The organism is Collinsella sp. AF04-24 (genome assembly GCF_003465685.1).
In the GTDB taxonomy this organism is placed as follows: domain Bacteria; phylum Actinomycetota; class Coriobacteriia; order Coriobacteriales; family Coriobacteriaceae; genus Collinsella; species Collinsella aerofaciens_AP.
The window spans coordinates 1,621-26,994 of the sequence record NZ_QSBK01000017.1 but is presented as its reverse complement, the minus strand read 5'-3'; the positions used below and the strand labels follow the sequence as shown (position 1 = coordinate 26,994).

Sequence of the window (25,374 nt, the reverse complement as noted above, 5' to 3'; positions counted from 1 at the left end):
CCAACCATGGTTATGAAACTCGATCAGCTTGTTAACGGTGCCATCAACGTGGGCTTCGGCGCCGCCGCCGTTGCCGTCGAGGGCAGCAAGAAGGTTCTCGACGACCTTAACACCAAGGGCGAGCAGGTGCGCAAGGACGCAGGCGCCCCCGGTATCGCCCGCAGTGTGTCCGACATGTTCGAACAGGCCGGCGGTACCATCTCCGATCTGACCGAGCGCTTGGGCATGCAGGGCGAGACCGCGGCCCAGCGCGTGCTCGACGAGCTCATTCTGGCTCGCGTCCGCGTCATGACAGCCCCCGAGCGCACGGCCTTCCTGGCCCATGTGCGCGACATCGTCGATTCGGTCGAGGACAACGTGACCTCGGTGCCCGTCGAGTCCGTTGAGCCCGACGATGCGAAGGATACCGAAGAGGCCGAGTAGCAGCGCAGATGGCAGATTCCACCACCGATTACAACAATCTAGATCCCTTGGGTGACGAGGCAGCGGTTGTCGATGAGGTCGACGCCGCCGTCTCGGGCGCTCGCAAGAAGCCGCGCGCTGTCGATATGGTGCCAGAGGAGCCCGACGCGATGGCGCCGGACGAGGAATACCAGCTCACGCCGGCGGGTCGTCGCGAACGCATCGGGCAGATTGTTCGCCTGGTCAAAAAGTACCGTGTGTGGGATAACCTCACGCCGGTTCGTTTGCGCCGCCTGCTCGAGGAACTCGGCCCCATGTTCGTCAAGATGGGGCAGATTCTGGCCAACCGGTCCGAGATTCTGCCGCAACGCTTTTGCGACGAGCTGCGTCGTCTGCGCTCCGACGTGGAGCCGGTGCCGTACGAGGTCGTACTCAGTTGTCTGGAAGAAGAATACGGCCTGCGCCTGGGGGAGATGTTCGATGCGATCGACCCCAATCCGCTTGGTAGCGCATCGCTCGCGCAGGTGCACCGCGCTCGTCTGGTGACGGGCGAGGACGTGGCCGTCAAGGTGCAGCGCCCCGGTGCGCAGCAGGTTATGGCACAGGACATCGATATCATCCGCTCGGTGGTGCGTATCGTTTCCAAGTTCGTCAACACCGATCAATTTGTTGACCTGCACGGCGTAGTCGAGGAGTTGTGGACCTCGTTTCGCGAGGAGACCAACTTTTTGGCCGAGGCCAAAAACCTCAACGACTTCTACGAGTTCCATAAGAGCGTTCATGGCGTGACGTGTCCTAAATCCTATCTGGACCTGTGCACCGAGCACGTGGTGGTTATGGACTACGTCGACGGCATTTCGATCGCCGATCCTGAACGCTTGGTGGCCGAGGGCTATGACTTGGAAAAGATCGGTGCCGCAATCGTCGAGGACTACTCGACGCAGGTGCTCGACGACGGCTTTTTCCATGCCGACCCGCATGCGGGAAACATCATCCTCAAGGACGGCATTGTCTACTTTATCGACTTGGGCATGGTCGGACGCATGTCGAGCCACGATCGCGGTATCGTAAAGGACATGATTTTCGCCGTGGCCGAGGGTGACGTGCCCAAGCTCAAGGATTCGCTCATGCGCTTCGCCGTGACGCGTGGCGACTCGGCTGAGCTCGATCATTCGGCCTTTTTGTCCGATCTTGACTTTATCGTGGCTGACTTTGCGGGCCTTGACCTTAAGGACCTAGATATCGGCGAGTTTTTGACCTCGCTGCTCAATCTGGCGCGCAAAAATGACGTTGAGCTGCCGAGCGTGGTGACGATGTTCGCCCGCGGCATGGTGACGCTCGAGGGTTTGCTGACCGAGTACATGCCCAACGTCAACATGATCCAGATCATCCAAACCCACATTAAAAACGAGAAAAGCACCTATGCGCGCGTGCGCGACATGGGGCGCGATCTTGCCGCGAGCAGCTATCGCGCGGCAAAAGGCTCGCTCGAGGCGGCCGAATATTTGGGCTTGGCTTCGCGTATGCTCACGCGCGGCCAGCTTAAGGTGAACACGCAGATCATGAGCAGCGATAAGGCGCTGCGACAGCTGGGCGGAATTATCGACCGCATGTCGATGGCTATCGTGATCGCCGGTCTGTTTATCGGTTCGTCGGTGGTGTACTACGCGCGCATCGAGCCGGTTGTCCTCGGCATTCCGGTCATCGGCTTCTTTGGCTACGTGAGCGCGCTGGTGCTGGCGCTTATGCTGGGTCGCAATATCTGGCTCAACAGCCACGGCGGCAAGCACTAGAGGCTGCGGCCGTCACCGCATTCTCCTATCGCAAACAATAGCTTTTACCTTGGGCTTCGCCTGCGTGCGAGGCCCTTTTGCGTGATACCATACTGACGGTAATAATCGATGGCCTAGATGGTGGTGCGGAGACGCACGAATGCGCGGTTTTCCTGCGCGTTTGGGAGAATCGGGGTGCAAGTCCCCGGCTGTACCAGTAACCGTAATTCCTCTTGGCTCGGGATGTTCGCGTCGCAGATCGGACGGCGCGCCTGAGCCGTTAAGGTTAAGTCGGATCGCCTCCCATCTTGCATGCGGCTGCGGCGTATGCTGCCGGTGTGCATAGGGCTCTGGAGGGAAGAGAGATCCCGATGGGGGAACTCGAGCGCAACATGCGCGATGACGTGGGGCAGCCTCAAGGCAACGCTCCAAGTACAGACAATGGGGGACAAATGGATATGTTTGAGGACGAGCGCGAGCGCGCCTCGTTGCATCGCCGTGGCGCGATTGCACGCGGTGTAGCCAAGCGCGGCCTGGTGGCATTCCTGGCCTTCGCGATGGCCTTTGGCACCACGCCGGCTCAGTTGTGGGCCGAGGGCGCCGAGGGCATTGCCGAGGCCGTGGCTCAGGCTGCGACGCCGGGCGAGGGCACGGGTGCCGCGGACGGTGCTGCCGAGCAGAGCGGCGCCGAGGTTTCGGATTCCGGGAGCGCGCCTGCAGCTAGTGCAGCCATAACAGAGGCAGCAACTGGCGACGAAGGCTCGGCGACGGGGGAGAGCCCTGCTACGAGCGAGCAGTCTTCGACGGCATCCGCTGGCCAAGCAGGATCTGCCGCCGCGGCTGCCGTTCAGACGGAGAACCCGACAGAAACTGGCGATGTCGCCAAGAAGCAAGTCGAGGTCTCGTTCTCGATTATCGGCACCGATGCCGACGGCAAGGCTCAGACCTGGGTGGCGCCTACGCAGCTCAAGCTCGACGAGGGCGCGACGGCTGCGGATGCCTTCATTAAGCTGCAGGAGAAGACGGGCTTCAAGGCGAAGTACGAACCGAACACGGCATACGGTTTCTACCTCGAAAGCATCACGTCCCCGAGCGATGGCCGCACGCTTGCCTTCGATCCGGCGACTTATGCCTACTGGCAGCTGTTTGTCGACGGCGCGTCTTCCTCGGTTGGCGCGAGCGGCGTCAAGCTCACCCAGGGGCAGAAGATTGAGTTTGCCTATACGGCTGGTAGCTCGTCCCCTGTCGTTAAGGACCAGGTTGCCGCAAATGTGACCGTCATTGGTCGCGATGCCCAGGGCAAGACTCAGACTTGGGTCGATAACGCGCAGTATGTGGTGACGTCCGGCTCGAACGCACTTGACCTTACGAAGGTCGCGCTCGAGGCGAATGACATCGATGCCGTTGTTGCGGGCTCCTTCATTCTGAGCCTTAAGTACAACGGCGTTGAGCTGGGTAAGCCGCTCGATTATTCGACCTATTGGCAGCTGTTTATCAACGGCAAGTCGAGTGACTATACGGCGGACAATGTCACCATCCATGCCGGCGATACCGTCACGTGGTTCTACGGTGGCTGGGGCGACCAGTTGCCGTCCGATTCTGTCCATGCTTCCGTTCAGGTGCTTGGCAAGGACAAGGACGGCAAGCAGCAGGTTTGGGCTTCGACGGGTCAGACGAGTCTCAAGGCGGGCTCTACTGCCAAGGATCTCCTTGAGCAGACCGGTCTTACTCTCGATGCTAGAGAAGAGCCTTGGGGTTGGTACCTCAGCGGCATTACCTCGCCGCTTGACGGTAAGATCTATGAGTATGATCCTGCGACCAAAAGTTATTGGCAGTTCTATGTAAATGGCAAGTTCGCCCAGGTCGGGGCCGGCAACTACGAGCTCCAAGAGGGCGATGCCGTCACCTTTATGTATGGTGCTGACGCCGATGCCCTTCCTGGCCAGGTTCTTGGGTCTGTCGATGTTATCGGTCCCGATGCCAACGGCAACAATACTCGCTGGGGCTCGGCAAGCAACGTTTCTCTGCCCGAAGGCTCTACGGCTCAGGACCTTATTGAGGCGGCTCTGAAGGCCAAGGGCGTTACGTACAACGGCTCCCAGAGTGGTGAGTACTGGTTCCTCAATTCCATCAACTCGCCGTTCGATCACAAGCCGTATGCCTGGGATGCTGCGACCAATAAATCTTGGCATCTGTATATCAATGGAGAGCCCTCCTTACTCTGCGCCAACCAGATTACGCTCAAGAGCGGCGATAAGGTTACGCTTGCCTATACCACCGACGATTCGCCCATGCCCGATCCCGACAAGATTGTCGTGGACCCGAGTGCGACGACTCCTGATTGGGATGCCGAGTGGGCCGGCTACGGCAACAGTGGCAACGGTTCGACCGTAACGGATGCCAAGACGCCTGCGCAGGCCGCTGGTCTTAAGTGGGCCTTCGATTGGAAGGCCGAGTCTGGCCAGCAGTATGCCAACTGCAGCGAGCCTGTCATCGCTAACGGCTTTGTGTACATCGCGACCGAGAACGAGCTCATTAAGATCGATTCGTCCACGGGCAAAAAGGTTGCCTCTGCGCCGCTTGCCTCCAAGGTGAGCTATACCTCTCGTCCGATCTATACCAATGGTCTTATCATCGTTCCGCTCAACGGCGGTGCGGTCCAGGCGATTACTGCAGACAAGCTGATCTGCAAGTGGCTGACGCCTGGTTTGACGGACTTGACGCAGAGCTCCTGCACCGTCGTTTCGGACGGCGAGTACGTCTATGTAGGCTCGGTCGATATTTCGTATGACGAGAATTACAACGCGACCTACGGCAACGGCTCCTTTGCGCGCATTAAGATTGCCACGGGCGAAGTTTCTTGGCAGAACATCGACCCTGCCGAGGGCTATTACTGGACTGGTGCTGCGCTGACGGATAAGTACGCCATTGTTCCTACGAGCGCGGGCACGCTTAAGTGCATTGATAAGACGACGGGCGATGTCGTTTCGACTATGAAGCTCGGCGCTCTCGCGAACGCCGACTGTGTCGCCGATCCGTCCAATGGTTCGACCTTCTATCAGATGACGCACGATGGAAAGCTCCATGTGATTTCGCTTTCGGCGAAGGGCGTACTAAGCGAGCAGAAGACGGTCGACCTGGGTCTTACTAATAACATGAGCGCACCGGCGGTGGCTGGCGAAAACTTGATTGTCGGCGGACAGACGGCTACTGGCTCTGCTCTGGCTCTCTATAATCTGAAGACCGGTAAGACCACGATGGTCACCGCTGCTGACGGTAAAGAACTGCCGGCCGGATTTAACGGTATTGCTGCTACTCCGCTGGTGAGTGTTCAGGGCGGCAAGACCTATGTGTACTTCACCGTTAACAGCGCGGATAGCAAGGATTACGCCAACTACTCTGCTGGTGGTGGCGTGTATCGCTATACGCTCGGCGATGCAGAGGCGACGCAGATTTATGATGCGGCTGGCCATTACCAGCACTGCGACTCTCCGGTCATTGCCGATGCATCTGGCAACCTGTACTACATCAATGATTCGGGTACTCTGTTCAAGCTGGGGGCTGTCGAGTCTTGGACGGTTGCCTTTAATTCCAACGGCGGGTCTGCTTGCGACACTAAGTTCGTTGCTACGGCCGACGGCAAGCTGGTCAAGCCGGCCGATCCGACGCGCGATGGCTACACTTTCGGCGGTTGGTTCACCGATGAGGCTTGCACGCAGGCGTATGACTTCAGTACGCCGGTGACGGCCGATCTGACACTGTATGCCAAGTGGACCAAGAATGCCGTTAACCCTGGCGGCAATGGCGGTTCTGGCACTAATGGTGGCAACGGTGGCGCTGGCAACGGTTCCGGTGCTGGCACGGGCACGGGTTTCGGCTTCGACACGAAGGGCCAGCAGGCCGGCGGCGCTATCGCCCCGGGTCATAAGCCGACGACCAAGACGACGGTGTCGACCAAGACCGAGACCAAGGACAACAAGTCCGACAAGAAGGACACCGATAAGTCCGATAAGAAGGACGAGAAGAAGTCTGACAAGAAGTCTGACAAGAAGGACAACAGGTCCGACAAGAAGTCCGATTCCAAGTCTGATACGGGTGCTGCTTCCACGACCACTGCTAAGAAGTCCTCTAGTGCTTCCGAGCAGGAGACTGGCACCAACCCGCTCGCCATTGTTGGCGTTGCCGCCGGCGTCATCGGTCTCGCCATCGTCGGCGTGTTCGTGTTCACCAAACGTCGGTAGGTGAGGGCTGTGTCCAATAAATCCAAGGACGCTGACCCCAAGCAACCAGATTCCTCGTTTATCCAGCTTGATGATGCAAAGCAAAAGGGCGCCGCTTCGGCGGCGTCCGCCCCACGGCGTAAAGCGCTCCTTGGCGTTCTGACTGCCGCGTGCGCCATTCTGATCGTCGTCTCGCTGGGCTTCGTCCATCCTTCCGAGAGCGGCGCCTGGTCCATCGACTGGATCATTCAGACCGTGACGGGGGAGAGCGTCGTCACCAAGGACACCAAGGCGTCTGGCTCGACTACGACTTCGGGCGAGGCCAGTTCCGAGAGCTCCAAGTCATCGAATGATGCAAAAGACGAGTCCAAGGGTTCGAACGACGCCAAGGACGATTCCGAGTCTTCGGACAAGGAATCGAATAAAAGCTCGGATAGCAAGAAGTCTGGAGATAAATCCGCTGCCCAGAATACGGGAGCCGGCGATACTTCCAATGTGTCTGGTGGTGCTTCTTCGGGCGGCGGTCAGTCGTCTGATGGAGCCTCCAGCTCTAATGGCGGAAGCGCTCCCTCGGGCGGCCAGGGCGGCTCGCAGGAGTCCAACTACGTTACGGTGACGGTTTCGGTCACATCGAGCGCCGTGGGCAATCCTGTGTCTTCTGGCGGCACCTTTACCTTTAACGAAGGCGCCACCGTTTACGATGCCCTGTGTGCGCTGGGCCTTTCCGTCAACGCACATGGCTCGTCGTACGGCACGTATGTCTCCGCGATTGGTGGTTTGGCCGAGAAACAGTACGCCGGCACGAGCGGCTGGATGTACTCCGTCAACGGCACAACGCCCATGACGGCCTGCAGCAACTACGTTCTCTCCAACGGCGACAACGTGGTCTGGTATTACGTTACAGGCTAGAGGCTTCGACATAGTGCGCCAGACGGGCGGTTCGGACAGACATCCGGGCCGCCCGTTTTTCAAGTGAATGGGACTGGGTCGCCGGGTCTTTCGGCAAACAAAAAAACCGGTTGGAATGGGAATTCCAACCGGTTATACATTCAAGCAAATAGCGAATCGACTACGACCGTGCGCCCTCGAGAAAGAAGCGACGGCTGAAGTAGTTGTACCAGGTGACAAGGAACGTGGCGATGGCCTTCATGGCCTGGTAGCCGATGCTCAAAAACGTGACGCCCACAAACATGTACAGGTCGTTGAGACCCAGACCAATCACCGACAGGATGGTGAAGATCGTGAACTCGCGCTTACGGCTCATGCCCTCGCGGTGGTCGAACACGTACTTCATGCTGAGCCAGTAGTTGACCACGACGGACGTGATAAACGAGAGCGTGGTACTCATCAAAAAGTCGAGGTGGAACAGCTCGACGAGCGCAATGAGCATGCCCCAGTCGATGCCAAAGGAGATAAGACCCACGACAGCGAACTTGAGGAACTGCTTGGTATGAGGTTGTGCCAGTGCCTTGCGCACGCAATCACATCCAATGCGTTGATGAATCGAGCAAAGAGTTACTTTAGAGCTTTTGCATGGGAAACGTAAGGTCTTTGGCAAGAACTATACGAACTCGTCAAATTTGCAAGAGACAATCCGCAAACGTTGTAAATCCTTCCGTAAACGAGCAAGGCCCGCGAACGACGCAGCGCCCGACGCACGTCGTCCGTGGGCCCCGTAGTGCAACGAGGAGGCCGAGCTACTTGGTCTCGTCGCCCTCCAGGAAGATCTTTCGGGTCACAAAGTTGTAGACCATGACCAGCGCGGTGGCGCAAATCTTGGCGATATTGGCCTCGAGCCCCAGGCCGGCGTTGAGCGCCAGCACGATGCCGTCGTTGAGTGCCAAGCCAATAACGGACAGCACGACAAAGATGATGAACTCGCGGCGGCGACTCATGCCCTCCTTGTGCGAAAACACGTACTTCATGCTTGCGAGGTAGTTAAAGATGAGCGAGACGATAAAGCCGCTAGTGTTGGCGATCAGGATGTTAAGGCCCAGACCGTAGTGGAGCAGATTCATGATGCCAAAGTCGATGACGGTGGCAATGACGCCGACGACGCCAAACTTCATGATCTGCGCAAGGAGCTTTTGCATGGTACCTGCCTTAGGGTGGCGCCGCAGCGCCGCGGGGATGACAAACTCAGCAAGTTTAGCCAATCCCCGCGGGTGGAGCTAGGCGCGCTCCTCGATAGCACCGTTTCTATATGCATCGAGCAGTTGGCGTAGGTCCTGGATCTGGCTGCGGATTTTGGCGCCGGTATCGGTGTCGCTCACCATGCGGCGGCGGTCGGCCTCGTCAAAGCGGTTGGTCTCGCTTTCGATATCGATGTTGCGGGTGAGCGCCTCGGCAACGGTGGTAAAGGCCTGGTGCGACTTGAGGCGGCATCCTCGCGAGCTCGAGATGAGCGTGTAGCCGGCGATGCCCGTTTTGGGGTGGTAGGCGCGACAGAAACCGCCGTCGATGACCAGCAGCTTACCGTTGGCGCGGATGGGCTGCTCGCCCTTGGTGGTCTTGACCGGGGTGTGGCCGTTGATGATGTGCCCCGTCGGCGAGCACGCCATGGGGGTGACGCCAAACTCGCGCATGATGTCGTCGCAGACCGAGGGCGACTTGGTAAGCGTAAAGTACGGGTCCATCGGCTCGACCCACGTGCTCTTGTCGGCAATGTAGGCGCGCTCGAAGGTGCGCACCACGCGTCCGCTGGCGGGTGAGTTAAAGCCGATCCACAGGTACCACATCCAGTCGAGGGCATCGCGGTCGCCGACGCGCCAGGCGCGGCGGGCGATATGGTCGCAAAAATCAAAATAATCGCGACCGGCGTGCCAGGTACCCAGGCAGTTCATGCTGCTAAAGGTGCCGTCTTCGTTGAGCGGCACGCAGCCGTGGAAGAGCAGATTGCCGTTGGCGACCTTATACATGGAGCCGTGGGTATAGAGGAAATCGATGTGGCGATGTAGGTGATCGGCGGTGACAAACTCGGACACGAGCTTGTCGATGATGTGCTGCTCCTCGGGTGTGAGCGTGTAGGGGTCCGCCGGATCGACGGTGGGGAAGTCGTTGGTCGTGAGCGGCCATACGCTGCCGTCGGCGAGGGTGACCGTGCCGGCGTCGTGATCGACCTTGTCGAGCAGCAGGCGGTCGGCCATGTCGAACTCCGGATGACGCTGGATAATCTGGCCCTCGAGCTTAAAGAGCAGGACGTTGATGGCTTTGATCAGCGGGCTGATGGGCTCGCCGGCGATATAGGTGGCGTCGGCGAAGGCGACAAGCTCGCGCAGCGAGATGCCATAGTCGTTTTCGAGAATCTCGTAGTTGTCGTAGCGCAGGTTGTTGCGCAGCACCGTGGCGATGCAGGCGGGCTCGCCGGCAGCGGCGCCCATCCACAGCAGGTCGTGATTGCCCCACTGGATGTCGAGCGAATGGTAGGTGAGCAGGCGGTCCATAATCTTGGCCGCGCCGCCGCCGCGGTCGAAGATGTCGCCCACCAGGTGCAGGTGGTCGACGGCCAGGCGCTTGATGAGCGAGGCAAGCGACTCGATAAAGTCGTCGGCGCTGGCGGTCTCCAGAATGGACTCCACGATGCGCTCGTGATAGCGCACGCGATAGTTGTTCTCGTCCGGATGCGTGTGCAGCAGCTCGTCGATGATGTAGGCGTAATCGCGCGGGATGGCCTTACGCACCTTGGAGCGGGTATAGCGGCTCGAAAGCGAGCGGGCAACCACAATGAGTTGGTTGAGCATGGTCTTGTACCAGGTGGGCGAGTCCTCGTGCTGGCTGCGGACCAGCTCGATCTTCTCGCGCGGGTAGTAGATGAGCGTGCACAGCTCGCCCTTTTCGTCAAAGGTGAACATGTCGCCAAAGATCTCGTCGACATGTTCGCGTACGACGCCCGAGCAGTTGTTGAGGATGTGCATGAAGGCTTCGTATTCGCCATGCAGGTCGCTCATAAAGTGCTCGGTGCCCTTGGGCAGGTTGAGGATGGCCGAGAGATTGATGATCTCGGTAAACGCGGATTGCTCGGTGGGGAACTGTCTCGACAGCAGGCGCAGATACTTGAAGTCTTGCGGATTGCGATCGAATGCGACCATGAAACACCTTCCGATATGGTTGGTAAAACTGATAAAACAGCGTCAAGCGTTTATCAGTATGCGCCGGCTTTGTTTCGATTTTGCGCCGGCGGCTGAATTGTTGGCTGAACGGTTTGGTAAATCGATTTAGTTGAGGTAGATATGGCGGTTGAGTGGAGACGAAGCGGGTGATTTTGCCCACGTTGGCCCATGGCGGGGATGAGGATGTTCATGATAAAGATATTCAATACAAACGGTTCGCATTGGTAAATAGTGGACATTTGTACCGTATTCACGCTTGCTGTGCGATAATTTGCGCAGCAATGAGTAAGGAGCCTCATATGAGTGATTTTGTCCTGACCTGTGAATCTGCCGCCGACCGAACCCGTGAGTTCTTTGCGTCGCGCAATATCCCTGTCGTGGGTTTTCATTATGAGATCGACGATGTCGTCTATACGGACGATCTGTATCAGTCGATTACGCCGGACGAGTTTTTTGCCCAGATTGCCGCGGGTGCCATGCCCAAGACGTCTCAGGTGAGCGTGGGTGAGTATGAGGAGTTTTGGGAGCCGATTGTTGCCGAGGGTAAAGACGTGCTGCACCTGACGTTGTCGTCGGGTATTTCGGGCACGTATGGATCGGCCTGCGTTGCGGCGCAGATGCTCGCGGATCGCTATCCCCAAGGCGGCAAGGTGCGCGTCATCGATTCGCTGGCGGCGTCTTCGGGCTTTGGCCTGTTGCTGGAATATGCCGCCGACGTTCGCGATAGCGGCGCTTCGCTTGACGAGACGGCCGCTTGGATTGAGGAGCATAAACTCAACCTGCACCACTGGTTCTTCTCGACCGATCTGTCGAGTTACCTGCGCGGCGGTCGCATTTCGGCCGCGAGCGCGATCATCGGCACGGCGCTCAAGATTTGCCCGCTCATGACGGTCGATTGCGAAGGTGAGCTGGCGCCGCGTGAGAAGATTCGCACCAAGAAGCGCGCGATTTCCGAGATGGCTAAGACCATGTTGGCACACGTGCAGGACGGTGCGGATTATTCGGGTAAGTGCATCATGTCGCACTCGGCGTGCCGCGAGGATGCCGAGGCAGTTGCGGCGCTGATTGAGGAACAGGTTCCGCAGCTCAAAGGCAAGATTGAGATCAACAATATCGGTGCTCTGATCGGATCGCACACCGGACCTGGTACGGTGGCGCTCTTCTTTATGGGCGACAAGCGCGTGGATTAGCGTTCGTGCGCTGGCTGTCAGTTTTAACAGCTGCGCTTGTCACTCCTGACATTCGAAAACAGAAAAGGCCCGTCCCGTTGTTTGCGGGGCGGGCCAAGATGTTTTGCTAGCGTTTCTTTCCGCGGAAGAAGAAGCCGTGCAGCGAGGGCTTGAGTCCGCGGTTGGCGCGACGTTCCTCGATATGATCGTGGATCGAAGCGACGCGCTCGATGACCTCGTCGGGAATCGGCACGTCGGGATTCATATTCTCGACCTGGCTGACCTCGGCGGCGGCGACCTGGTCGATAATGGGCACATCGTCGCGCGAGATGACAGGCGTGGCGTCTTCCTTCATCTTGCGGTAGCGCTGCATCATGTCGGTCTGCAGCTGCTGGGCCGAAGGCGGCGTCCAAATGATGGCGTTGGCGCCGGCGGCGATGGTCTCACGGATGCTCTCGGGCGTCTTGCCGCCCGGTGCGATGAGCGGCAGGTTGGGATAGTGCTCGCGCAGCTCGCGCAGGACCTGGGGCGTGTTCTTGCCGGCCGCGATGTTGAGAATCTTGGCTCCGGCGCGCACCTTGGCGTGAGCATCGTCGTCGCAGCGAACGACCGTGGCGATGACGGGGATGTCGGCGATGTTGGTGATGTGCTCGACCATTTCGGCAGTGGCGGGGGAGTTGACCACGCAGCCCGCCGCGCCCTGCATCTCGGAGACGGCTGCCATCTGCACGGAGCGCTTACCGGTGGTGGTGCCACCGCCCACGCCTACGAAGACCGGGCACTCGGCGACGGTCAGCAGCGCCTGCGTAATGGCGGGCTGCGGCGTGAAGGGGTAGACGGCAAACACGGCGTCGGCATTGGAGTTGCGGATGACCGCCACGTCGGTGGTGTAGATAAGCGACTTGATGCGGCGGCCAAAGAGCGTAAAGCCGCTGGCCTCCTCGATCTCGTCGGGCATGCGGAGGGCCGCCTTGCGCAGACGTCCGTCGATGGGCAGCGGCTCCATGGGGAGCAGTCCGTTGGGGGTCACGGCTACCTGGGGCTCGGTGAACTCGTCTGCAAGCTCGACCTCGGAAAAATCGACCGAGGCGACGATGTCCTCGTGAACCTCGGCAGGAACATCGATGGGGGCTTGGTCGTTTGCCGTAGCCGGCGTGTCGAAGGAGCTGGTGCCGACAAAGGCGTCGACGCGCTCGTTTAGATCGTTGAGGGTATCCATGGAGGCTCGATTCTATGTGATGACGGCCGGCAGGGTGCCGGCAGCGTTGTACTTGCTAAATCGTTTGACGAGTTGATTTTTCCCCGCTGCGCCATCCGTTAGACCGAACGCTCGTCGAACGTGAAGGAGCTGTGGTGGCGGGTTTTGAGGTGCTATCTTAAATGTCCCGTTTAAAAGAGAGGTGACGCGGTATGGAATTAACAGCAATGTTGGGCTCGATTGGCCTATGCGTGGGCGCAATCGTTGCCGCCGCGGTCATCTATTTTGTGGTTACGGCCATTAAGGGCAAAAGAGCCGAGCGCAAGGAACGCGAGGCGCTTAAGCAGCACCGTGACCAGCAGGACAAGCGCGCACGGGAATAGCTTGTTGAGTTTTGAATCCGTGCGCTAGCCGCGTTTTCGGACCAGGGCGATGTAGAAGCCCTCAAAGTCGCGGCTGGGCGGGATGGTGAGCGTGCCGGGCATGCCATTGGTGATGGCCGATACCTGACCCGCGGCGATTGCCTCGGTGAGAGCGTTGGACTCGATGCGCGGCTCCTCGCCGGCATCCTGGGCGCGGCGTGCTTCGCTTTTGCTCGGCGTGCCGTCGAGGGGGATAAGCTCGCAGTCCATGTGCTTGTCGAGGGCCTCTTGCAGGGCATCCTCGTTTTCCTGCGGCAAGATCGAACAGGTCGAATAGACGAGCGTGCCGCCCGGTTTGAGGGCACCCATGGCGCGGTCCAGAAGCGCGCGCTGCGAGCGGGCGCACTTGCCGAGCAACTGCTCGGTGAGGCCGCGCAGGCTCTTTTCGTTGCCGCTGATGACGGTTCCCGTGCCGGTGCAGGGAGCGTCGAGCAGGATACGGTCAAAGCGGAAGAACTCGTCGAGCTCGCGTGCGTCGATACGCATGACGGGCACGTTTTTGGCGCCCTGGCGGTGGAGGTTGGACTCAAGCTTTTCGGCGCGGGGAATGCTCATCTCGCAGGCCGTGAGGTGTGCCTGGCCCTGGGTGAGGGCGGCGATCTGCGTCGTCTTGCCACCGGGGGCCGCGCACATGTCCAGGATGTCCTCGCCGGCCTGAGCGCCCAACACCAAAGGTGGCATCATGGACGACAGGCTCTGCAGGTAGATCTTGCCGTCACGGTAGATGTCGAGGTCCCACAGGTCGGATACCTGGGCCTCGGGCAGGATGAAAGCGTCCGGGTACCATGCGACGGGGCGGTGGGCGATGCCGGCTGCGTCGAGCGCGGCGGCGATGTCCTCGGCGGTCGCCTTGAGGGTGTTGGCGCGCAGCGTGACCGGGCGCGTGGCAGCGGCGCCAAAGCCTTCGATCATGAGCTGAGCATCGGCGGGTGCATAGGCGCCGGCGACCGTGTCGACCATAAAGCGCGGCAGGTCGGCGGCGGAGTGTTGGGCGGCAAGCTGGTCGGAAAGCTCGGTGGCGGCAAACTGCCTGAGCTTGAGCTCGGGCTTAACCTGCTTTTTCTGCTTACGACGACGCGGCTTGGACATCCGTCTTTCCTTCCCATTCCATTACATGTCGAGTGTTTAGTACTGGCTCTCGTGCTTGCTAAAGAAGTCGAAGCGCGGGGGCAGCGGCTTTACGCGGTGCTCGCCGGGCTTCTCGCCCAAGCTCTCCACAAACTCATCCGTGGAGGCGAAGATGTTATCCCAGCTAAAGAAGGCGACCGGGTCGATGTCGAAGTACTCGCAGATGAGCTCGCAGCCGGCAGGGACGATGCCGTGCATGAGCACGGTCGCCACGCGCAGCTCGGTAAAGGCGTCGACGAGCGCCTGCGTCATTGCGGCGTTTGCCTCGTTACCCTCGAGCTTGTTGGCGGCCTTGGAAGCGTCGCTCCAGCGCTTGTTGGCGGCACGCAGGTAGTCGTCGCACACGGCGAGCGCGCGGTGCGTCTCGAACTTGTACATGGCCTGCTCAAAGGCAAGGGCAGCCTGCTCGGCGGCTTCGACCACAGTGGCGGAGGCGGCGCCGGCGGGGATGCAGCCGTTGCGATAGGGGCTCTCGTCGCCCTCCTTGATGGCGACGCCGTAGAAGCAGCTGCGGGCCAGGCGGTTGAAGACGCCGGTCAAAAGGGCGCTCTCCTTAAGGGCCGGATCGATAACGCGCTTGTCGTCGCAGGCACGCACCTCGTTGCCGTCCTTGTCCTTGCCGGTCACACGCGTGTCGTATGCCTTGGGACTAAAGCTCACCGGCTTCTCGGATAGGCCGAGCGACAGCCAGTGCGCGCGCATCTGCTCGCAGGTGTAGTGGTTGAGCAGGTCGTCTGCCGGCGGGGGAGGGGTCTGCGAGGACGAGCTCGCCTTTTTGCCCATGTAGAGCAGGTGATAGCAGGCGCTGACGGTGCTCTGCGTAAGGTCCCAACCCAGGGCCTCCCACATGGCGGTTTGCGCGATGCAGTAGAAATAGATGTTGTCCTGACCGATGAACTGGTAGATCTGCGCGTCGTCAGAGCACCACCAGTCGCGCCAGTCGAGCGAGCTGTGCTGGTAGGTGGGCGCGGGGACCTGCGTGGAATCGGCGGCGGGCTCGCCCATGAGGGCGGCATCCTGGGCGGCGACGCCCTCGGTCACGCCGGCGGCCTTGGCATCGCGTGCGAGCACGGTGCGAGTGTAGCTGATGGGCGCCCACAGGCTCTCGGGCCAGCACCAGCAGGTGACGTCGGTTACGCCGTCAACCTCAGGCACCGGAACGCCCCAGTCGATGTTGCCGGTGATGCGGAAGGGCACGAGCGCCTTGCCGCTGCGGAAGCGCACGCCGCCGTTGGCGAGCACCGCGTGGGCGTCGTCGCGCTCCTTCCAGCTGGGGAAGGTGACGGTAAAGCTGCTCTTGTTGCCCTCGGGCTCCAGCACGGTGTGCTCGGGGAGCTGGTCCTCGACGGCATCGAAGGCCTCGCGGAACTTGTTCTGGATGTAGAGCTGTGCCGGTAGCAGCCACTCCTCCATGGTCTTGGAGACCACGGAGCGAACCTGCGGGTTCTGGGCGAGCTTGGCGGTATAGGTCTTCATAAAGTCGAGGTAGGCCGGCAGGTCGAAGTAGAGGTTGTCGACCGGGCGCAGCTCGGGCACCTCGCCGGTGAGCTGGCTCTTGGGCGCGATGAGCTCCTCGGGCTCAAACTGGTGACCCAGGTCGCACTCGTCGGCATAAGCCTTCTCGGACTTGCAGCCCTGGATGGGGCAGCGGCCGATGACCTGGCGGCCGTTGAGGAATGTGCCGGCCTTGGCGTCGTAGAACTGCAGCGTGGAGCGCTTGGAGATGGTGCCCTGCTCGTGCAGGCGCTCGATAATCTCGGCAGTCACCTCGTTGTGGATCTGGGCCGCCGGCTCAAGGCCCGAGCCGCCGTAGATATCGCAGCTGATGTTGTAGTTGTTGAGGGTCGCGGCCTGGCGGGAGTGATTGGACTCGACATATTCGCCGATGGACTTGTCGTAGCCTTCGTTCTCCTTGAGCTTGCGGTAGCTCTCCATGATGGGCGAGCCGTAGCAGTCGGTGCCCGAGGTGAAGATGACGTTCTCGCGGCCCAGACGGTCGCGCAGGAAGCGGGCGAAGAAGTCGGCCGGGACAAAGACGCCACCAACGTGGCCAAAGTGAAGGCCCTTGTTGCCGTAGGGCTCGCCGGCGGTAACGATGGCGCGGCGAGGCCAGCTGGGACGGTCGTTCATGGAGTATTTGGATGCCATGGGACTCCTTCGCATATGGTGAGAGCGCGGCCGGGCGCGGGGCTCGGCGGCGCGGTGGTCAATTCGTGCATATCGTTCGACATTATCGCACATGCGGACGGGTACGTGGCAGGGGCGCTATCCTAAGATGCTATGAATGAGATTTCCAACATACATGCGTTTGAAGACGAGGATTTTCTGCACGCTTGCTTCGTGTGGGGGATGGTCGTAGTCGGCGTGTTTGCCGTGTGCCTGGTGCCGGTGTTTATGCTGCTGGGCGGGCCTGCAGACTTGGATGCTGCTGATGCGGGCGGCTGGACGGCAGTCGTGGGCTGGATAGTCGGCTGGGCTGCGGTCTCAATGGCGTCGTTTGCCGTGCACGAGCTGGTGCACGGTGTGTTTTTTAAGCTGCTGGCGCTCGCGAGTGCGCACGTGACTTTTGGAGCGAACCGTGAGACGTGCATGATCTATGCCTGCGCCGAGGGGATTGTGTATTCGCGCCGGCGGTACATGGCGGTTTGCCTGGCGCCGACGGTTGTTGTGACGGCGGCGTTTGCCCTGGGATTTGCGTTTTCGGGGTATCCGCTGCTGTGCTACCTGGCGGCTGGTTTGCACCTTTCGGGATGCACGGGCGACTGGTATTACGTGCGGACGATCCTGCGCGACCGCCGCATTGCCGCCTGCGAGGACACGTCCTTTGGCGTGCGCTTTTTCGGGTGAGGAGATGTTGATGAGGCCGTTGTTGTTGCACGCTTGCTGTGCGCCGTGTTCGCTTGAGCCGGTTCGCCTGCTGCGCGAGGAGGGGTTTGAACCCACGATCTGCTGGACCAACCCCAATATTCAGCCGCGCGATGAATGGCAGCGTCGTTTGGACGAGCTGCGCCGGTGGTGTGCCGATGGCGACATCGAGCTCATCGAGGCCGGGGAGGACCGCGAACGCTGGGAAACCGGCGTGGCTCCGTTGGGTGCCGATCGTCCCCGTCGCTGTCGCGCGTGCTATGCCTTGCGCTTGGCCGAGGCATGCCGCGTTGCCCAGGAGCGCGGGTTTGAATATGTGGGTACGACGCTCGCCGTATCGCCGTATCAGCTGTTCGATACCTGCAATGATGTGCTTGAGCGTTTGGCGGCCGCCCATGGGCTCACCCCGGTGATTCGCGATTTTCGCCCGTATTATCCCGAGGCTACGCGCCGTTCGCGCGAACTGGGCATGTATCGACAGAACTACTGCGGCTGCCGCTTTTCTGCTGTCGAGGCGGCCATGGACCGCGCCCGCATCCGCGACGAGCGCAAAGCCGCCAAAAAGTAGTTCTTTTAGGCTGGGACTTTGAGCTGTCTGCGCGGTACGGTCGTTTTTGGGAAAGTCGATTTAATTAAGCGTGTGATCGTGGCTCGCTTGATACCAAACGACGACTCCTATGATTCTAATCCTCCGTTTGTTAAACATCAGATCCGGACTTGCTGTTGCATATGAATGGGACGACAGCACAATCATGTCGTTTCCTTCTGCAAATCGCCTAATTACCGGTGTTTTACCGTCTGCGAGCGCCAATACAGCACAGCCGTTCCAGGGCTTTGCGGTGGTATCGACAAGCAGTAAGCTGCCGGGAGGGTAAATGCGGGACATTTCGTCGCCTTTGATTTTAACGAAAACGCTATGTGGGTGACGTTTGGCTACGTCTACAGGCGCGCAAGCATTTTGTTGGCCGTGCGTGATGCGGCGCTTTTGCGATTCGATATCGATGACGGGAAATGCGCCCTCCATTTCGTGGATAGCAGGGTCTTCGTCGGTGACGATTCTTTTATTTGCGAGCTTTACGGCCAAACCGTTTTCCTCGCCAACAAGTTCATCGCGGGTGCAACCGAAGAGCGCTTGTAACTTTTCAATATAGCGCTCACGGGGGGCATACCGACTTTTTTCCCAACGACAAACGGTCTCTTTAGATACCCCCAACATCTCTGCAAGTTGCGCCTGACCAAGATGCTCCATGGTGCGGAGTTTACGAATATTTGCCCCGAAGCCCATGGCTATAGATCCTCTCGCCACAGAGGGAGGCATAGACAGTTTGTGCCACCATAGCCTTTGGTGAGCTCGTCAATGGATAGCGGGAATAATTCCATTCCTGCTTTCTCAAGCGCTTCGTTGGTCCAAACGTTTTCTTCATATACGCATAGTTTTCCTGGCGAGAGCGCAAGGATAGACGTTGCGTTGTTCCGGCGTTCTCTTTCGTAGGCGGTTTGATTCCCGCCTCCGCAGTCAATTACTTTTATTGGTTCGCAACAGGCTGCAGAGAGTATTTCCGGAATCGTGCGATCGATAGGAGTGATCGTAAGGCCCCTTCCGGATCGTTTTAGTTGAATGCTGTATGCATCAACGGCATTGCATATCTCACGATCGATGAGGAACGCGTCGTGATCAATTCTACTTATGAACGTATCGAGGTGGATACGCAGCCCGTCAGAGGGGACTCGAATCGCAATTAGCTCGGTGGTCTGGAATTTATTTGAGGTCAGGAGCTCTTTGGCAAGTGACTCGACGGCGGCGGGTTCAGTTCGGTCAGAGATTCCAACTAATATTGTCTTAGCACTGATAACAATAATGTCTCCGCCTTCGATATGGTAACTACTCCTGTTCAAATCACATACTGGAGTTTCTCCCATGATCTTGTGGTGGGTGAATATCTGCCGGTATAAGGCGACCTCACGATCACGCTCAGGCCAATACATATGATTTAGGATGATGCCGTCTCCGACTACCACAGCAGGATCACGAGTGAAAAAAAGCGTGTTGAGGGGATTGACCAAGAGCGAGGCGGGATCAAATTGCTCGTGCACGAGCGCCCGTAGTGTTTCCGACTGGTTTGAACATAGCTCAGTGTCTCCAAAGCGAATGCCGTTAAGTACTATATTCACCAATTCCTGGGTGTTATTAGCGTTCTCAAACAACTGGGTTATTGTCTCGAGGAACTCTCTACCTGTTGCCCCGCTGCAACGGAGGTAGTCATCAATAAAATATTTAAGTGATTGGGGCTCAGTTTCAAGTGAGTCTTCGAGAAGGTCCCTAATTTCAATGGTTTCTACGCCATGCTTCTCAAGCAATTGAACCATGGAATCGTGCTCATACATTGCTTTGTCGAGGTCAAAACGACCGCTCCATTTTCGCAGGGAGAAAACTTGGCTGAAGTCGGCATCAGGGTAGTTTTGTGTTTCAGCTCCTGGTCGATGGACAAGTACAGCTTTTAAATGACCGATTTCATTTGTTACGTGTATGCCTTGCATGTCTGTCTCCTGTCCTGCTGGTTTTTATATAAGGCTAAGGCAGGTTCCTTGTTGTGTTGCGGAAAAGTTAAAAGACGTATGTAATTGACAAATAACATCAATTTTAATAATCAGATTGATTAATAACGTCACTTTAGCTGCCGTTCATAGGTGAAAAGCGACACGATGGCGATGGTTGGCCGACCACCGCTGAGCAACCTCATACATTTATGGTGCCAGCTGGATAGATGGGAAAAGGAATGAAGGAGGAGATATGGCAGCGGAAAGTTCGAAAGGCATCAAGCAGTTCAAGGTCCCGCACGTATATGCGATCATCTTTGCACTTATGGTCATCTTCGCTGTTCTCACGTGGATTGTTCCCTCTGGGTCCTATCAGCGTCAGGAGGTGAACGGTCGTGAAGTCACTGTCGCAGGTACGTATGAGCAGAGTGAAAAGACATATATTGACGAGGAAACCGGGGATGAAGTAGATCTCAGACAAGGCGTCTTCGATGTTCTTCAGGCTCCAACGCGCGGTATACAAGAGGCAATTGAGGTCGTTGCATTCATCTTGATTGTGGGCGGTTCGTTTCAGGTTATTACTAAAACGGGCGCTATCACGAGCGGAATGGGTCGTGTCGTTCGCCGCTTTAAGAACAAAGACATTCTAATTATTCCTATTGCGATGGTTCTCTTTGCATTGGGCGGAACGAGCTTTGGCATGGCGGAAGAAACTCTCCCATTTTTTGCGATCTTCATGCCAATTATGATGGCTATGGGCTTCGACTCGATGACGGCGTTCATGGTCGTGTTCGTTGGAGCGCGCACGGGTTACATCGCCTCAACGATTAATCCGTTTAATGTTCTCATTGCGCAAGGTATTCTTGGTATTCAGGGCAACCCCCAGCTGTGGCTGCGTATGATTGCCTGGGTTGTTTTGACCGCCGTTGCAATTACTTGGGTTGTCCTCTATGCACGAAGGGTAAAGAAGAACCCTGAGTCATCGATCACATTTGAGGATGATATCGCCAAGAAAGTCGAGTTCGCTGCCGATGAATCTGCCCTTGATGCGGAATTTACGGGTCGTCAAAAAGGCGTGCTTGCGGTATTTATCGCTGGAATGTGCCTTATCATCTGGGGACTTGTGACCCAGGGCTGGTATATGAACGAGATTTCTGCGGTCTTTTTGGCCATGGGCCTGTTGGCTGGTGTTATTGCGGGCTTTAGTCAGGACGTCATCGCTCAGGAATTTGTTGCGGGTATCGCTGACTTTGCTTTCTCGGCAATTGTCGTTGGACTTGCGCGTGGCATCCTTGTCATTGCCTCTGACGGCATGATCATCGATACCATCCTCAATGCGCTCGCCACTGGTCTGGGCGGCATCCCGGCGGTTCTCTTTACTACGCTTCTTTATGCGGTTGAGAACCTCCTGGCGATTCTGGTTCCCAGCTCATCTGGCCTTGCAGCACTGACCGCTCCCATTTTTGGACCTTTGACCGAACTCATGGGCCTTAATCCCGAGGCTGCCGTGTGGGCTCTCTCCATGGGTAGCGCGACGATGTCTTTGATCTGTCCTACTAGCGCCATTCTTGTAGCGGGTTTGGGCGTGTGCAAGATCAAGCTTGGCCAGTGGTGGAAGACCGTTTGGAAATTCTTCTTGGTCGTGTCGCTCATCAATATCGTATTCGTAGCAATCTCGGGACTTATTGCCCTGTAGGTTTCATAGCTGAAATGGAGTAACAGGAATGTCTAAAGGACTGAATGTACACAGCGAGATTGGTAAGCTCAAGAAAGTTGTGCTTCACCGCCCCGGTCGTGACCTTGTGAACGTAAAGGCAGAAGAGTTCGAGGATGTCTGGATTCACGACTGTTTCTATCTTGATGTGGCTCAAAAGGAGCATGATGCCTTTGCGGATCTGCTGAGGAGCGAAGGTGTTGAGGTTCTCTATATGGAGAAACTCGTTGCTGAAGCGCTGGATGCATGCCCCTCGGCTCGCGCTGAGTTTACCGATACATTTATGGCTGAGAGCGGGATTGTCAATCCTATGCTTGAGCAGGCTGTTCGTGAAAAGCTCGACGCTATTTCAGATTCGTATCAGTTTGTACTTGAGGCTATGGGGGGGTATCGTTATCGTGACCTTGAGCTGCCTCGCGTTTCGACTACGCTTAGTATGATGGATAATGAGGATGCGAAGCCCGATGATTTGGTGTTGAAGCCTCTTCCGAGTTCATATTTCTCTCGCGATCCTCTTGCTTCCGTGGGCAAAGGCGTTCTGCTTCACCATATGTATTGGAAACAGCGAGATCGTGAAGTGCCCTTCTATGAAGCGATTTTCAAATACCATCCCGATTATGCAGGGACTCCGATTTGGTACGACCATAAGAATCCCTGGCATATCGAGGGCGGTGATGTGCTTAACATTAACGCTCATACCTTGGCTATTGGAATTAGCCAGCGAACTGAGGCGGCTGCGATTGAGGAGCTTGCAAAGAATTTGTTCTGGGGATCTGGGAGTTCTGAGATCGATACCGTTTACGCTATTAAAATCCCCAACGGCTATGCTTACATGCATCTTGACACCGTTTGCACCATGGTGGATTTCGATAAGTTCACAGTTTATCCCGGTATTTTTGAGACCCTTCGTGTTTATCGTCTGACTCGTGGTGACTTTGAGGGAATGGTCGCTGTTCAAGAGATTGATGACACGCTTGAACATATTCTTGAAATGGCTACTGGCGTGGAGAAGGTGCAGCTTATTGAGTGCGGTGCCGGCGATATGGTTGAGGCATCTCGCGAGCAGTGGAACGACGGGTCGAACACTCTTGCCGTTGCTCCTGGTAAAGTCTGTGTTTACGAGCGCAATGTTGTCACAAATGATGAGCTCTACAAGAACGGTTTGGAACTTTTGGTCGTTCCCTCCGAGGAACTGTCCCGCGGTCGTGGCGGCCCGCGCTGCATGAGCATGCCCTTCTGGCGCGAAGATATTTAGTTGCAAATCCACTGTGATAGGAGATGGCGAATATGGGTGTTAATATCGCTGGGCGCAGTTTTCTGAAGCTGCTTGATTACACGACGGAAGAGATTGAGTATCTGCTTGAGCTTTCTGCTAACTTCAAAAGCATGAAGCGTGCCGGTGTTCCGCATAAATACCTTGAAGGCAAGAATATTGTTTTGCTATTTGAGAAGACTTCCACGCGTACTCGCTGCGCCTTCGAAGTTGGTGCACTTGACCTTGGTATGGGCGTAACTTATTTGGATCCGGGCTCGTCCCAGATGGGCAAAAAGGAGTCGATTGAGGACACGGCTCGCGTCCTTGGCCGCATGTATGACGGAATTGAATACCGCGGCTTTGAACAGGCGAAGGTTGAGGAGCTTGCTGCAAAAGCTGGGGTTCCCGTTTGGAATGGGCTGACTACTGAATTTCACCCGACTCAAGTGCTTGCCGATATTCTGACCATGCGTGAAGAGTTTGGAGAGATTAAGGGCAGGAAACTTACATTTTTTGGTAAGGCGGCCGGAAACGTCGCCGATTCGCTCATGGTCATTTGCGCTAAGCTCGGCATTAACTACTGTTCTTGCGGCCCAATCGGGGGAAATTCGGAGGGGGCTACATCCTATGATCCTGAACTCCTTGCAGAATGTAGTCGTATTGCGGCCGAGCATGGATCGACGATTACCATTACAGAAGATATTGAGGAAGGCGCTCGTGATGCCGATGTAATTTACACGGATGTTTGGGTTGGCATGGGTCAGCCCGCAGAGCTGTGGGAAAGCCGCATTAAGCTCATGTCGCCGTATCGTGTGACCGCTGAGGTGATGTCTATGGCAAAGCCCGAGGCGATTTTCCTCCACTGCCTTCCGAGCTTCCACGATACTAATACTACTGTTGGTGCCGAAATTGCTGAGAAGTTTGGAGTTGCCGAAATGGAAGTCACGGACGAGGTTTTTGAGTCCGATAAGTCTCGTGTTTTCCAAGAAGCGGAGAATCGCATGCATACGATTAAGGCGGTGATGTACGCAACGCTTAAGTAGCGGGGCGTTGAGAAATCAGTCGCAAATCTGTTTGCCATACTATATTTCTCTCAACAAGCTGATAGGATACAGGGGAGAATGATGCGCGCGTCAGTCGATTTTTTCGACTGACGCGCTTTGTGAAAGAGGCAAAGATGCGTACCGATGATTTTGACTATAACCTGCCCGAAGAGCTCATCGCCCAGGCGCCTGCCGAGCCGCGTGACTCCTGCCGCCTGCTGGTGGTGGATCGCAAAGGCTCCCAGGCAGGAACGCCGCTGGAGCATGGCGGCACCGTCGAGCACCGCATCTTCCGCGACATCATCGACTATATCGAGCCGGGCGATGTGCTCGTCATCAACAAGACGCGCGTGATGCCGGCCCGCCTGATCGGTCGCAAGGCAGGCTCGGGCGGCGTGGTCGAGACGCTGCTACTCAAGCGCCGCGAGGACGTTGACCCGCTGGGCCACGTTTGGGAGTGCCTGGTCAAGCCGGGTAAGCGCCTGAAGCCCGGTGCTCAGATTGAGTATCGCGCCGGTGGCGCCCATGCGCCCGAGGGCGCGCCCGTGGTGCTGACGGCCGAGGTCGTCGACTTTGTCACCGATAGCCGCGGCGGCCGTCTGGTGCGCTTTGAGCCGGCCGGTTGCAATGCCGCCGGCGAGCCGCGCACGCTCGACGAGGCCATTCACGCCGCCGGTCACGTGCCGCTGCCGCCCTACATTACCGATTACGAAGGCGATCCCGAGAAGTACCAGACCGTCTATGCCATGAAGGAGGAGCACTCGGCTGCCGCTCCCACGGCGGGTCTGCACTTTACGCCCGAGCTCATGGCGGCTATCGAGGCCAAGGGTGCGAAGTTTGCCGCCGTCGAGCTCGAGGTCGGTATCGATACCTTCCGTCTGGTGGAGGAGGACGACCCCACGCAGCACGTCATGCACACCGAGCGCTACCACGTGTCGCAGGAGGTGGTCGACGCCGTGCATAAGGCTAAGGCCGAGGGGCACCGCGTGATCGCCGTTGGTACCACCGCAGTACGCTCGCTCGAGAGCGCGTTTGACGCTGAGGCGCCGGTGTCCGACCCGGCCGTGACAGCGCGCTATTTTGAAGGCCGCGAGGACGGCGCCGACACGCTCGGCCGCGGCGACATCGTGGTGCGCGAGAACGCGACGACGCAGCTCTACCTCATGCCTGGCTCGACCTATCACGTGGTCGACGCGCTGATCACAAACTTCCACGTGCCGCGCTCCACGCTCATGATGCTTGTGAGCGCGCTTGCCACCCGCGACCAGATCATGGATGCCTACGCCGCCGCCATCGAGGAGCGCTACCGCTTCTTCAGCTTTGGCGACGCGATGCTCATTTTGTAGGTTACGGCGTTTTACAAACGCCGTAACCGGTCGACGCTGTGCGGGCCGCATTTGGACAATCTGACGTTCAACTTCAAGGGCGCGACCTTTGTAGTTACGCGGTTTTACCAAACCGCGTAACCAGTTGACGCTGCAAACCAGCCAGAGCGGCAATCTGCCTTTCAACTTCGGCGGCATGACCAGAAGGTCAATG

At 57.8% G+C, this 25,374-nt stretch carries 20 protein-coding genes; 12 read left to right on the top strand and 8 right to left on the bottom strand.

Features of this window, described 5'->3' with window-relative positions:
* Nucleotides 1-6: 6 nt before the first annotated feature.
* The 4 genes from DWV32_RS07655 to DWV32_RS07640 all read left to right on the top strand — a co-directional run bounded on the left by DWV32_RS07655 (nucleotide 7) and on the right by DWV32_RS07640 (nucleotide 7,303).
* On the top strand, nucleotides 7-423 hold the full coding sequence (locus tag DWV32_RS07655) for a hypothetical protein (RefSeq protein ID WP_117639744.1): 417 nt from the start codon (nucleotides 7-9) through the stop codon (nucleotides 421-423).
* A gap of 8 nt (nucleotides 424-431) precedes the next feature.
* On the top strand, nucleotides 432-2,195 hold the full coding sequence (locus tag DWV32_RS07650) for an AarF/ABC1/UbiB kinase family protein (protein WP_117655841.1): 1,764 nt from the start codon (nucleotides 432-434) through the stop codon (nucleotides 2,193-2,195).
* Nucleotides 2,196-2,626: 431 nt separating this feature from the next.
* Nucleotides 2,627-6,415: a DUF4430 domain-containing protein gene (locus tag DWV32_RS07645; protein WP_117757776.1), complete on the top strand. Its 3,789-nt coding sequence runs from the start codon at nucleotides 2,627-2,629 to the stop codon at nucleotides 6,413-6,415.
* A gap of 9 nt (nucleotides 6,416-6,424) precedes the next feature.
* The gene (locus tag DWV32_RS07640; protein WP_233540434.1) at nucleotides 6,425-7,303 is read left to right on the top strand and encodes a DUF4430 domain-containing protein; all 879 of its coding nucleotides are present in this window, start codon (nucleotides 6,425-6,427) and stop codon (nucleotides 7,301-7,303) included.
* A gap of 160 nt (nucleotides 7,304-7,463) precedes the next feature.
* Here the strand turns inward: DWV32_RS07640 and DWV32_RS07635 are convergent, their stop codons facing one another.
* From DWV32_RS07635 to DWV32_RS07625, 3 genes are all read right to left on the bottom strand, one after another.
* Nucleotides 7,464-7,871: a GtrA family protein gene (locus tag DWV32_RS07635; RefSeq protein ID WP_089572124.1), complete on the bottom strand. Its 408-nt coding sequence runs from the start codon at nucleotides 7,869-7,871 to the stop codon at nucleotides 7,464-7,466.
* A gap of 220 nt (nucleotides 7,872-8,091) precedes the next feature.
* Nucleotides 8,092-8,487, bottom strand: coding sequence for a GtrA family protein (locus tag DWV32_RS07630; RefSeq protein ID WP_117757775.1), 396 nt, complete (start codon nucleotides 8,485-8,487; stop codon nucleotides 8,092-8,094).
* A 78-nt stretch (nucleotides 8,488-8,565) separates the two neighbouring features.
* Nucleotides 8,566-10,482, bottom strand: coding sequence for a fructose-1,6-bisphosphatase (locus DWV32_RS07625; protein ID WP_117757774.1), 1,917 nt, complete (start codon nucleotides 10,480-10,482; stop codon nucleotides 8,566-8,568).
* Between the two features lie 320 nt (nucleotides 10,483-10,802).
* Between DWV32_RS07625 and DWV32_RS07620 the strand changes: the two genes are divergently transcribed.
* The gene (locus tag DWV32_RS07620) at nucleotides 10,803-11,693 is read left to right on the top strand and encodes a DegV family protein (protein ID WP_117757773.1); all 891 of its coding nucleotides are present in this window, start codon (nucleotides 10,803-10,805) and stop codon (nucleotides 11,691-11,693) included.
* Between the two features lie 106 nt (nucleotides 11,694-11,799).
* On the opposite strand, the gene DWV32_RS07615 is transcribed toward DWV32_RS07620, so the two are convergent.
* Nucleotides 11,800-12,891, bottom strand: a complete 1,092-nt coding sequence (locus tag DWV32_RS07615) for a hypothetical protein (protein ID WP_117757772.1) — start codon at nucleotides 12,889-12,891, stop codon at nucleotides 11,800-11,802.
* A gap of 191 nt (nucleotides 12,892-13,082) precedes the next feature.
* Between DWV32_RS07615 and DWV32_RS10235 the strand changes: the two genes are divergently transcribed.
* Nucleotides 13,083-13,253: a hypothetical protein gene (locus DWV32_RS10235; protein WP_158563752.1), complete on the top strand. Its 171-nt coding sequence runs from the start codon at nucleotides 13,083-13,085 to the stop codon at nucleotides 13,251-13,253.
* Between the two features lie 24 nt (nucleotides 13,254-13,277).
* Here the strand turns inward: DWV32_RS10235 and DWV32_RS07610 are convergent, their stop codons facing one another.
* Complete coding sequence (locus DWV32_RS07610) at nucleotides 13,278-14,381, bottom strand: RsmB/NOP family class I SAM-dependent RNA methyltransferase (RefSeq protein WP_117757771.1); 1,104 nt, start codon at nucleotides 14,379-14,381, stop codon at nucleotides 13,278-13,280.
* 36 nt (nucleotides 14,382-14,417) lie between these two features.
* Nucleotides 14,418-16,568, bottom strand: coding sequence for a methionine--tRNA ligase (locus DWV32_RS07605; RefSeq protein ID WP_117757770.1), 2,151 nt, complete (start codon nucleotides 16,566-16,568; stop codon nucleotides 14,418-14,420).
* A gap of 132 nt (nucleotides 16,569-16,700) precedes the next feature.
* Here DWV32_RS07605 and DWV32_RS07600 point away from each other — a divergent pair, with 132 nt between their 5' ends.
* Nucleotides 16,701-17,267, top strand: a complete 567-nt coding sequence (locus DWV32_RS07600; RefSeq protein ID WP_117757769.1) for a DUF3267 domain-containing protein — start codon at nucleotides 16,701-16,703, stop codon at nucleotides 17,265-17,267.
* 10 nt (nucleotides 17,268-17,277) lie between these two features.
* On the top strand, nucleotides 17,278-17,853 hold the full coding sequence (locus DWV32_RS07595; RefSeq protein ID WP_117757768.1) for an epoxyqueuosine reductase QueH: 576 nt from the start codon (nucleotides 17,278-17,280) through the stop codon (nucleotides 17,851-17,853).
* A gap of 60 nt (nucleotides 17,854-17,913) precedes the next feature.
* On the opposite strand, the gene DWV32_RS07590 is transcribed toward DWV32_RS07595, so the two are convergent.
* Nucleotides 17,914-18,570, bottom strand: a complete 657-nt coding sequence (locus DWV32_RS07590; RefSeq protein WP_158566112.1) for an XRE family transcriptional regulator — start codon at nucleotides 18,568-18,570, stop codon at nucleotides 17,914-17,916.
* A gap of 2 nt (nucleotides 18,571-18,572) precedes the next feature.
* Nucleotides 18,573-19,823 carry an arginine deiminase family protein gene (locus DWV32_RS07585; protein WP_117757766.1) on the bottom strand — a complete coding sequence of 417 codons (1,251 nt, stop codon included), beginning with the start codon at nucleotides 19,821-19,823 and terminating at the stop codon, nucleotides 18,573-18,575.
* Nucleotides 19,824-20,076: 253 nt separating this feature from the next.
* Between DWV32_RS07585 and DWV32_RS07580 the strand changes: the two genes are divergently transcribed.
* The 4 genes from DWV32_RS07580 (at nucleotide 20,077) to queA (ending at nucleotide 25,181) form a co-directional block, all read left to right on the top strand.
* Nucleotides 20,077-21,519: a YfcC family protein gene (locus DWV32_RS07580; protein WP_035137320.1), complete on the top strand. Its 1,443-nt coding sequence runs from the start codon at nucleotides 20,077-20,079 to the stop codon at nucleotides 21,517-21,519.
* 28 nt (nucleotides 21,520-21,547) lie between these two features.
* Nucleotides 21,548-22,792 carry an arginine deiminase gene (locus DWV32_RS07575; RefSeq protein WP_117757765.1) on the top strand — a complete coding sequence of 415 codons (1,245 nt, stop codon included), beginning with the start codon at nucleotides 21,548-21,550 and terminating at the stop codon, nucleotides 22,790-22,792.
* A 32-nt stretch (nucleotides 22,793-22,824) separates the two neighbouring features.
* Nucleotides 22,825-23,835 carry an ornithine carbamoyltransferase gene (gene argF / locus DWV32_RS07570; protein ID WP_117757764.1) on the top strand — a complete coding sequence of 337 codons (1,011 nt, stop codon included), beginning with the start codon at nucleotides 22,825-22,827 and terminating at the stop codon, nucleotides 23,833-23,835.
* Between the two features lie 134 nt (nucleotides 23,836-23,969).
* A complete protein-coding gene (gene queA / locus DWV32_RS07565; protein WP_117757763.1) occupies nucleotides 23,970-25,181 on the top strand; it encodes a tRNA preQ1(34) S-adenosylmethionine ribosyltransferase-isomerase QueA in 1,212 nt (403 codons plus the stop codon).
* Nucleotides 25,182-25,374 lie beyond the last annotated feature (193 nt).

Coding starts and splice junctions, on each gene's coding strand:
- DWV32_RS07655 (WP_117639744.1), top strand. CDS start 7: ATGGTTATGAAACTCGATCAGCTTGTTAACGGTGCCATCAACGTGGGC.
- DWV32_RS07650 (WP_117655841.1), top strand. CDS start 432: ATGGCAGATTCCACCACCGATTACAACAATCTAGATCCCTTGGGTGAC.
- DWV32_RS07645 (WP_117757776.1), top strand. CDS start 2,627: ATGGATATGTTTGAGGACGAGCGCGAGCGCGCCTCGTTGCATCGCCGT.
- DWV32_RS07630 (WP_117757775.1), bottom strand. CDS start 8,487: ATGCAAAAGCTCCTTGCGCAGATCATGAAGTTTGGCGTCGTCGGCGTC.
- DWV32_RS07625 (WP_117757774.1), bottom strand. CDS start 10,482: ATGGTCGCATTCGATCGCAATCCGCAAGACTTCAAGTATCTGCGCCTG.
- DWV32_RS07620 (WP_117757773.1), top strand. CDS start 10,803: ATGAGTGATTTTGTCCTGACCTGTGAATCTGCCGCCGACCGAACCCGT.
- DWV32_RS07615 (WP_117757772.1), bottom strand. CDS start 12,891: ATGGATACCCTCAACGATCTAAACGAGCGCGTCGACGCCTTTGTCGGC.
- DWV32_RS10235 (WP_158563752.1), top strand. CDS start 13,083: ATGGAATTAACAGCAATGTTGGGCTCGATTGGCCTATGCGTGGGCGCA.
- DWV32_RS07610 (WP_117757771.1), bottom strand. CDS start 14,381: ATGTCCAAGCCGCGTCGTCGTAAGCAGAAAAAGCAGGTTAAGCCCGAG.
- DWV32_RS07605 (WP_117757770.1), bottom strand. CDS start 16,568: ATGGCATCCAAATACTCCATGAACGACCGTCCCAGCTGGCCTCGCCGC.
- DWV32_RS07600 (WP_117757769.1), top strand. CDS start 16,701: ATGAATGAGATTTCCAACATACATGCGTTTGAAGACGAGGATTTTCTG.
- DWV32_RS07595 (WP_117757768.1), top strand. CDS start 17,278: ATGAGGCCGTTGTTGTTGCACGCTTGCTGTGCGCCGTGTTCGCTTGAG.
- DWV32_RS07590 (WP_158566112.1), bottom strand. CDS start 18,570: ATGGGCTTCGGGGCAAATATTCGTAAACTCCGCACCATGGAGCATCTT.
- DWV32_RS07585 (WP_117757766.1), bottom strand. CDS start 19,823: ATGCAAGGCATACACGTAACAAATGAAATCGGTCATTTAAAAGCTGTA.
- DWV32_RS07580 (WP_035137320.1), top strand. CDS start 20,077: ATGGCAGCGGAAAGTTCGAAAGGCATCAAGCAGTTCAAGGTCCCGCAC.
- DWV32_RS07575 (WP_117757765.1), top strand. CDS start 21,548: ATGTCTAAAGGACTGAATGTACACAGCGAGATTGGTAAGCTCAAGAAA.
- argF (WP_117757764.1), top strand. CDS start 22,825: ATGGGTGTTAATATCGCTGGGCGCAGTTTTCTGAAGCTGCTTGATTAC.
- queA (WP_117757763.1), top strand. CDS start 23,970: ATGCGTACCGATGATTTTGACTATAACCTGCCCGAAGAGCTCATCGCC.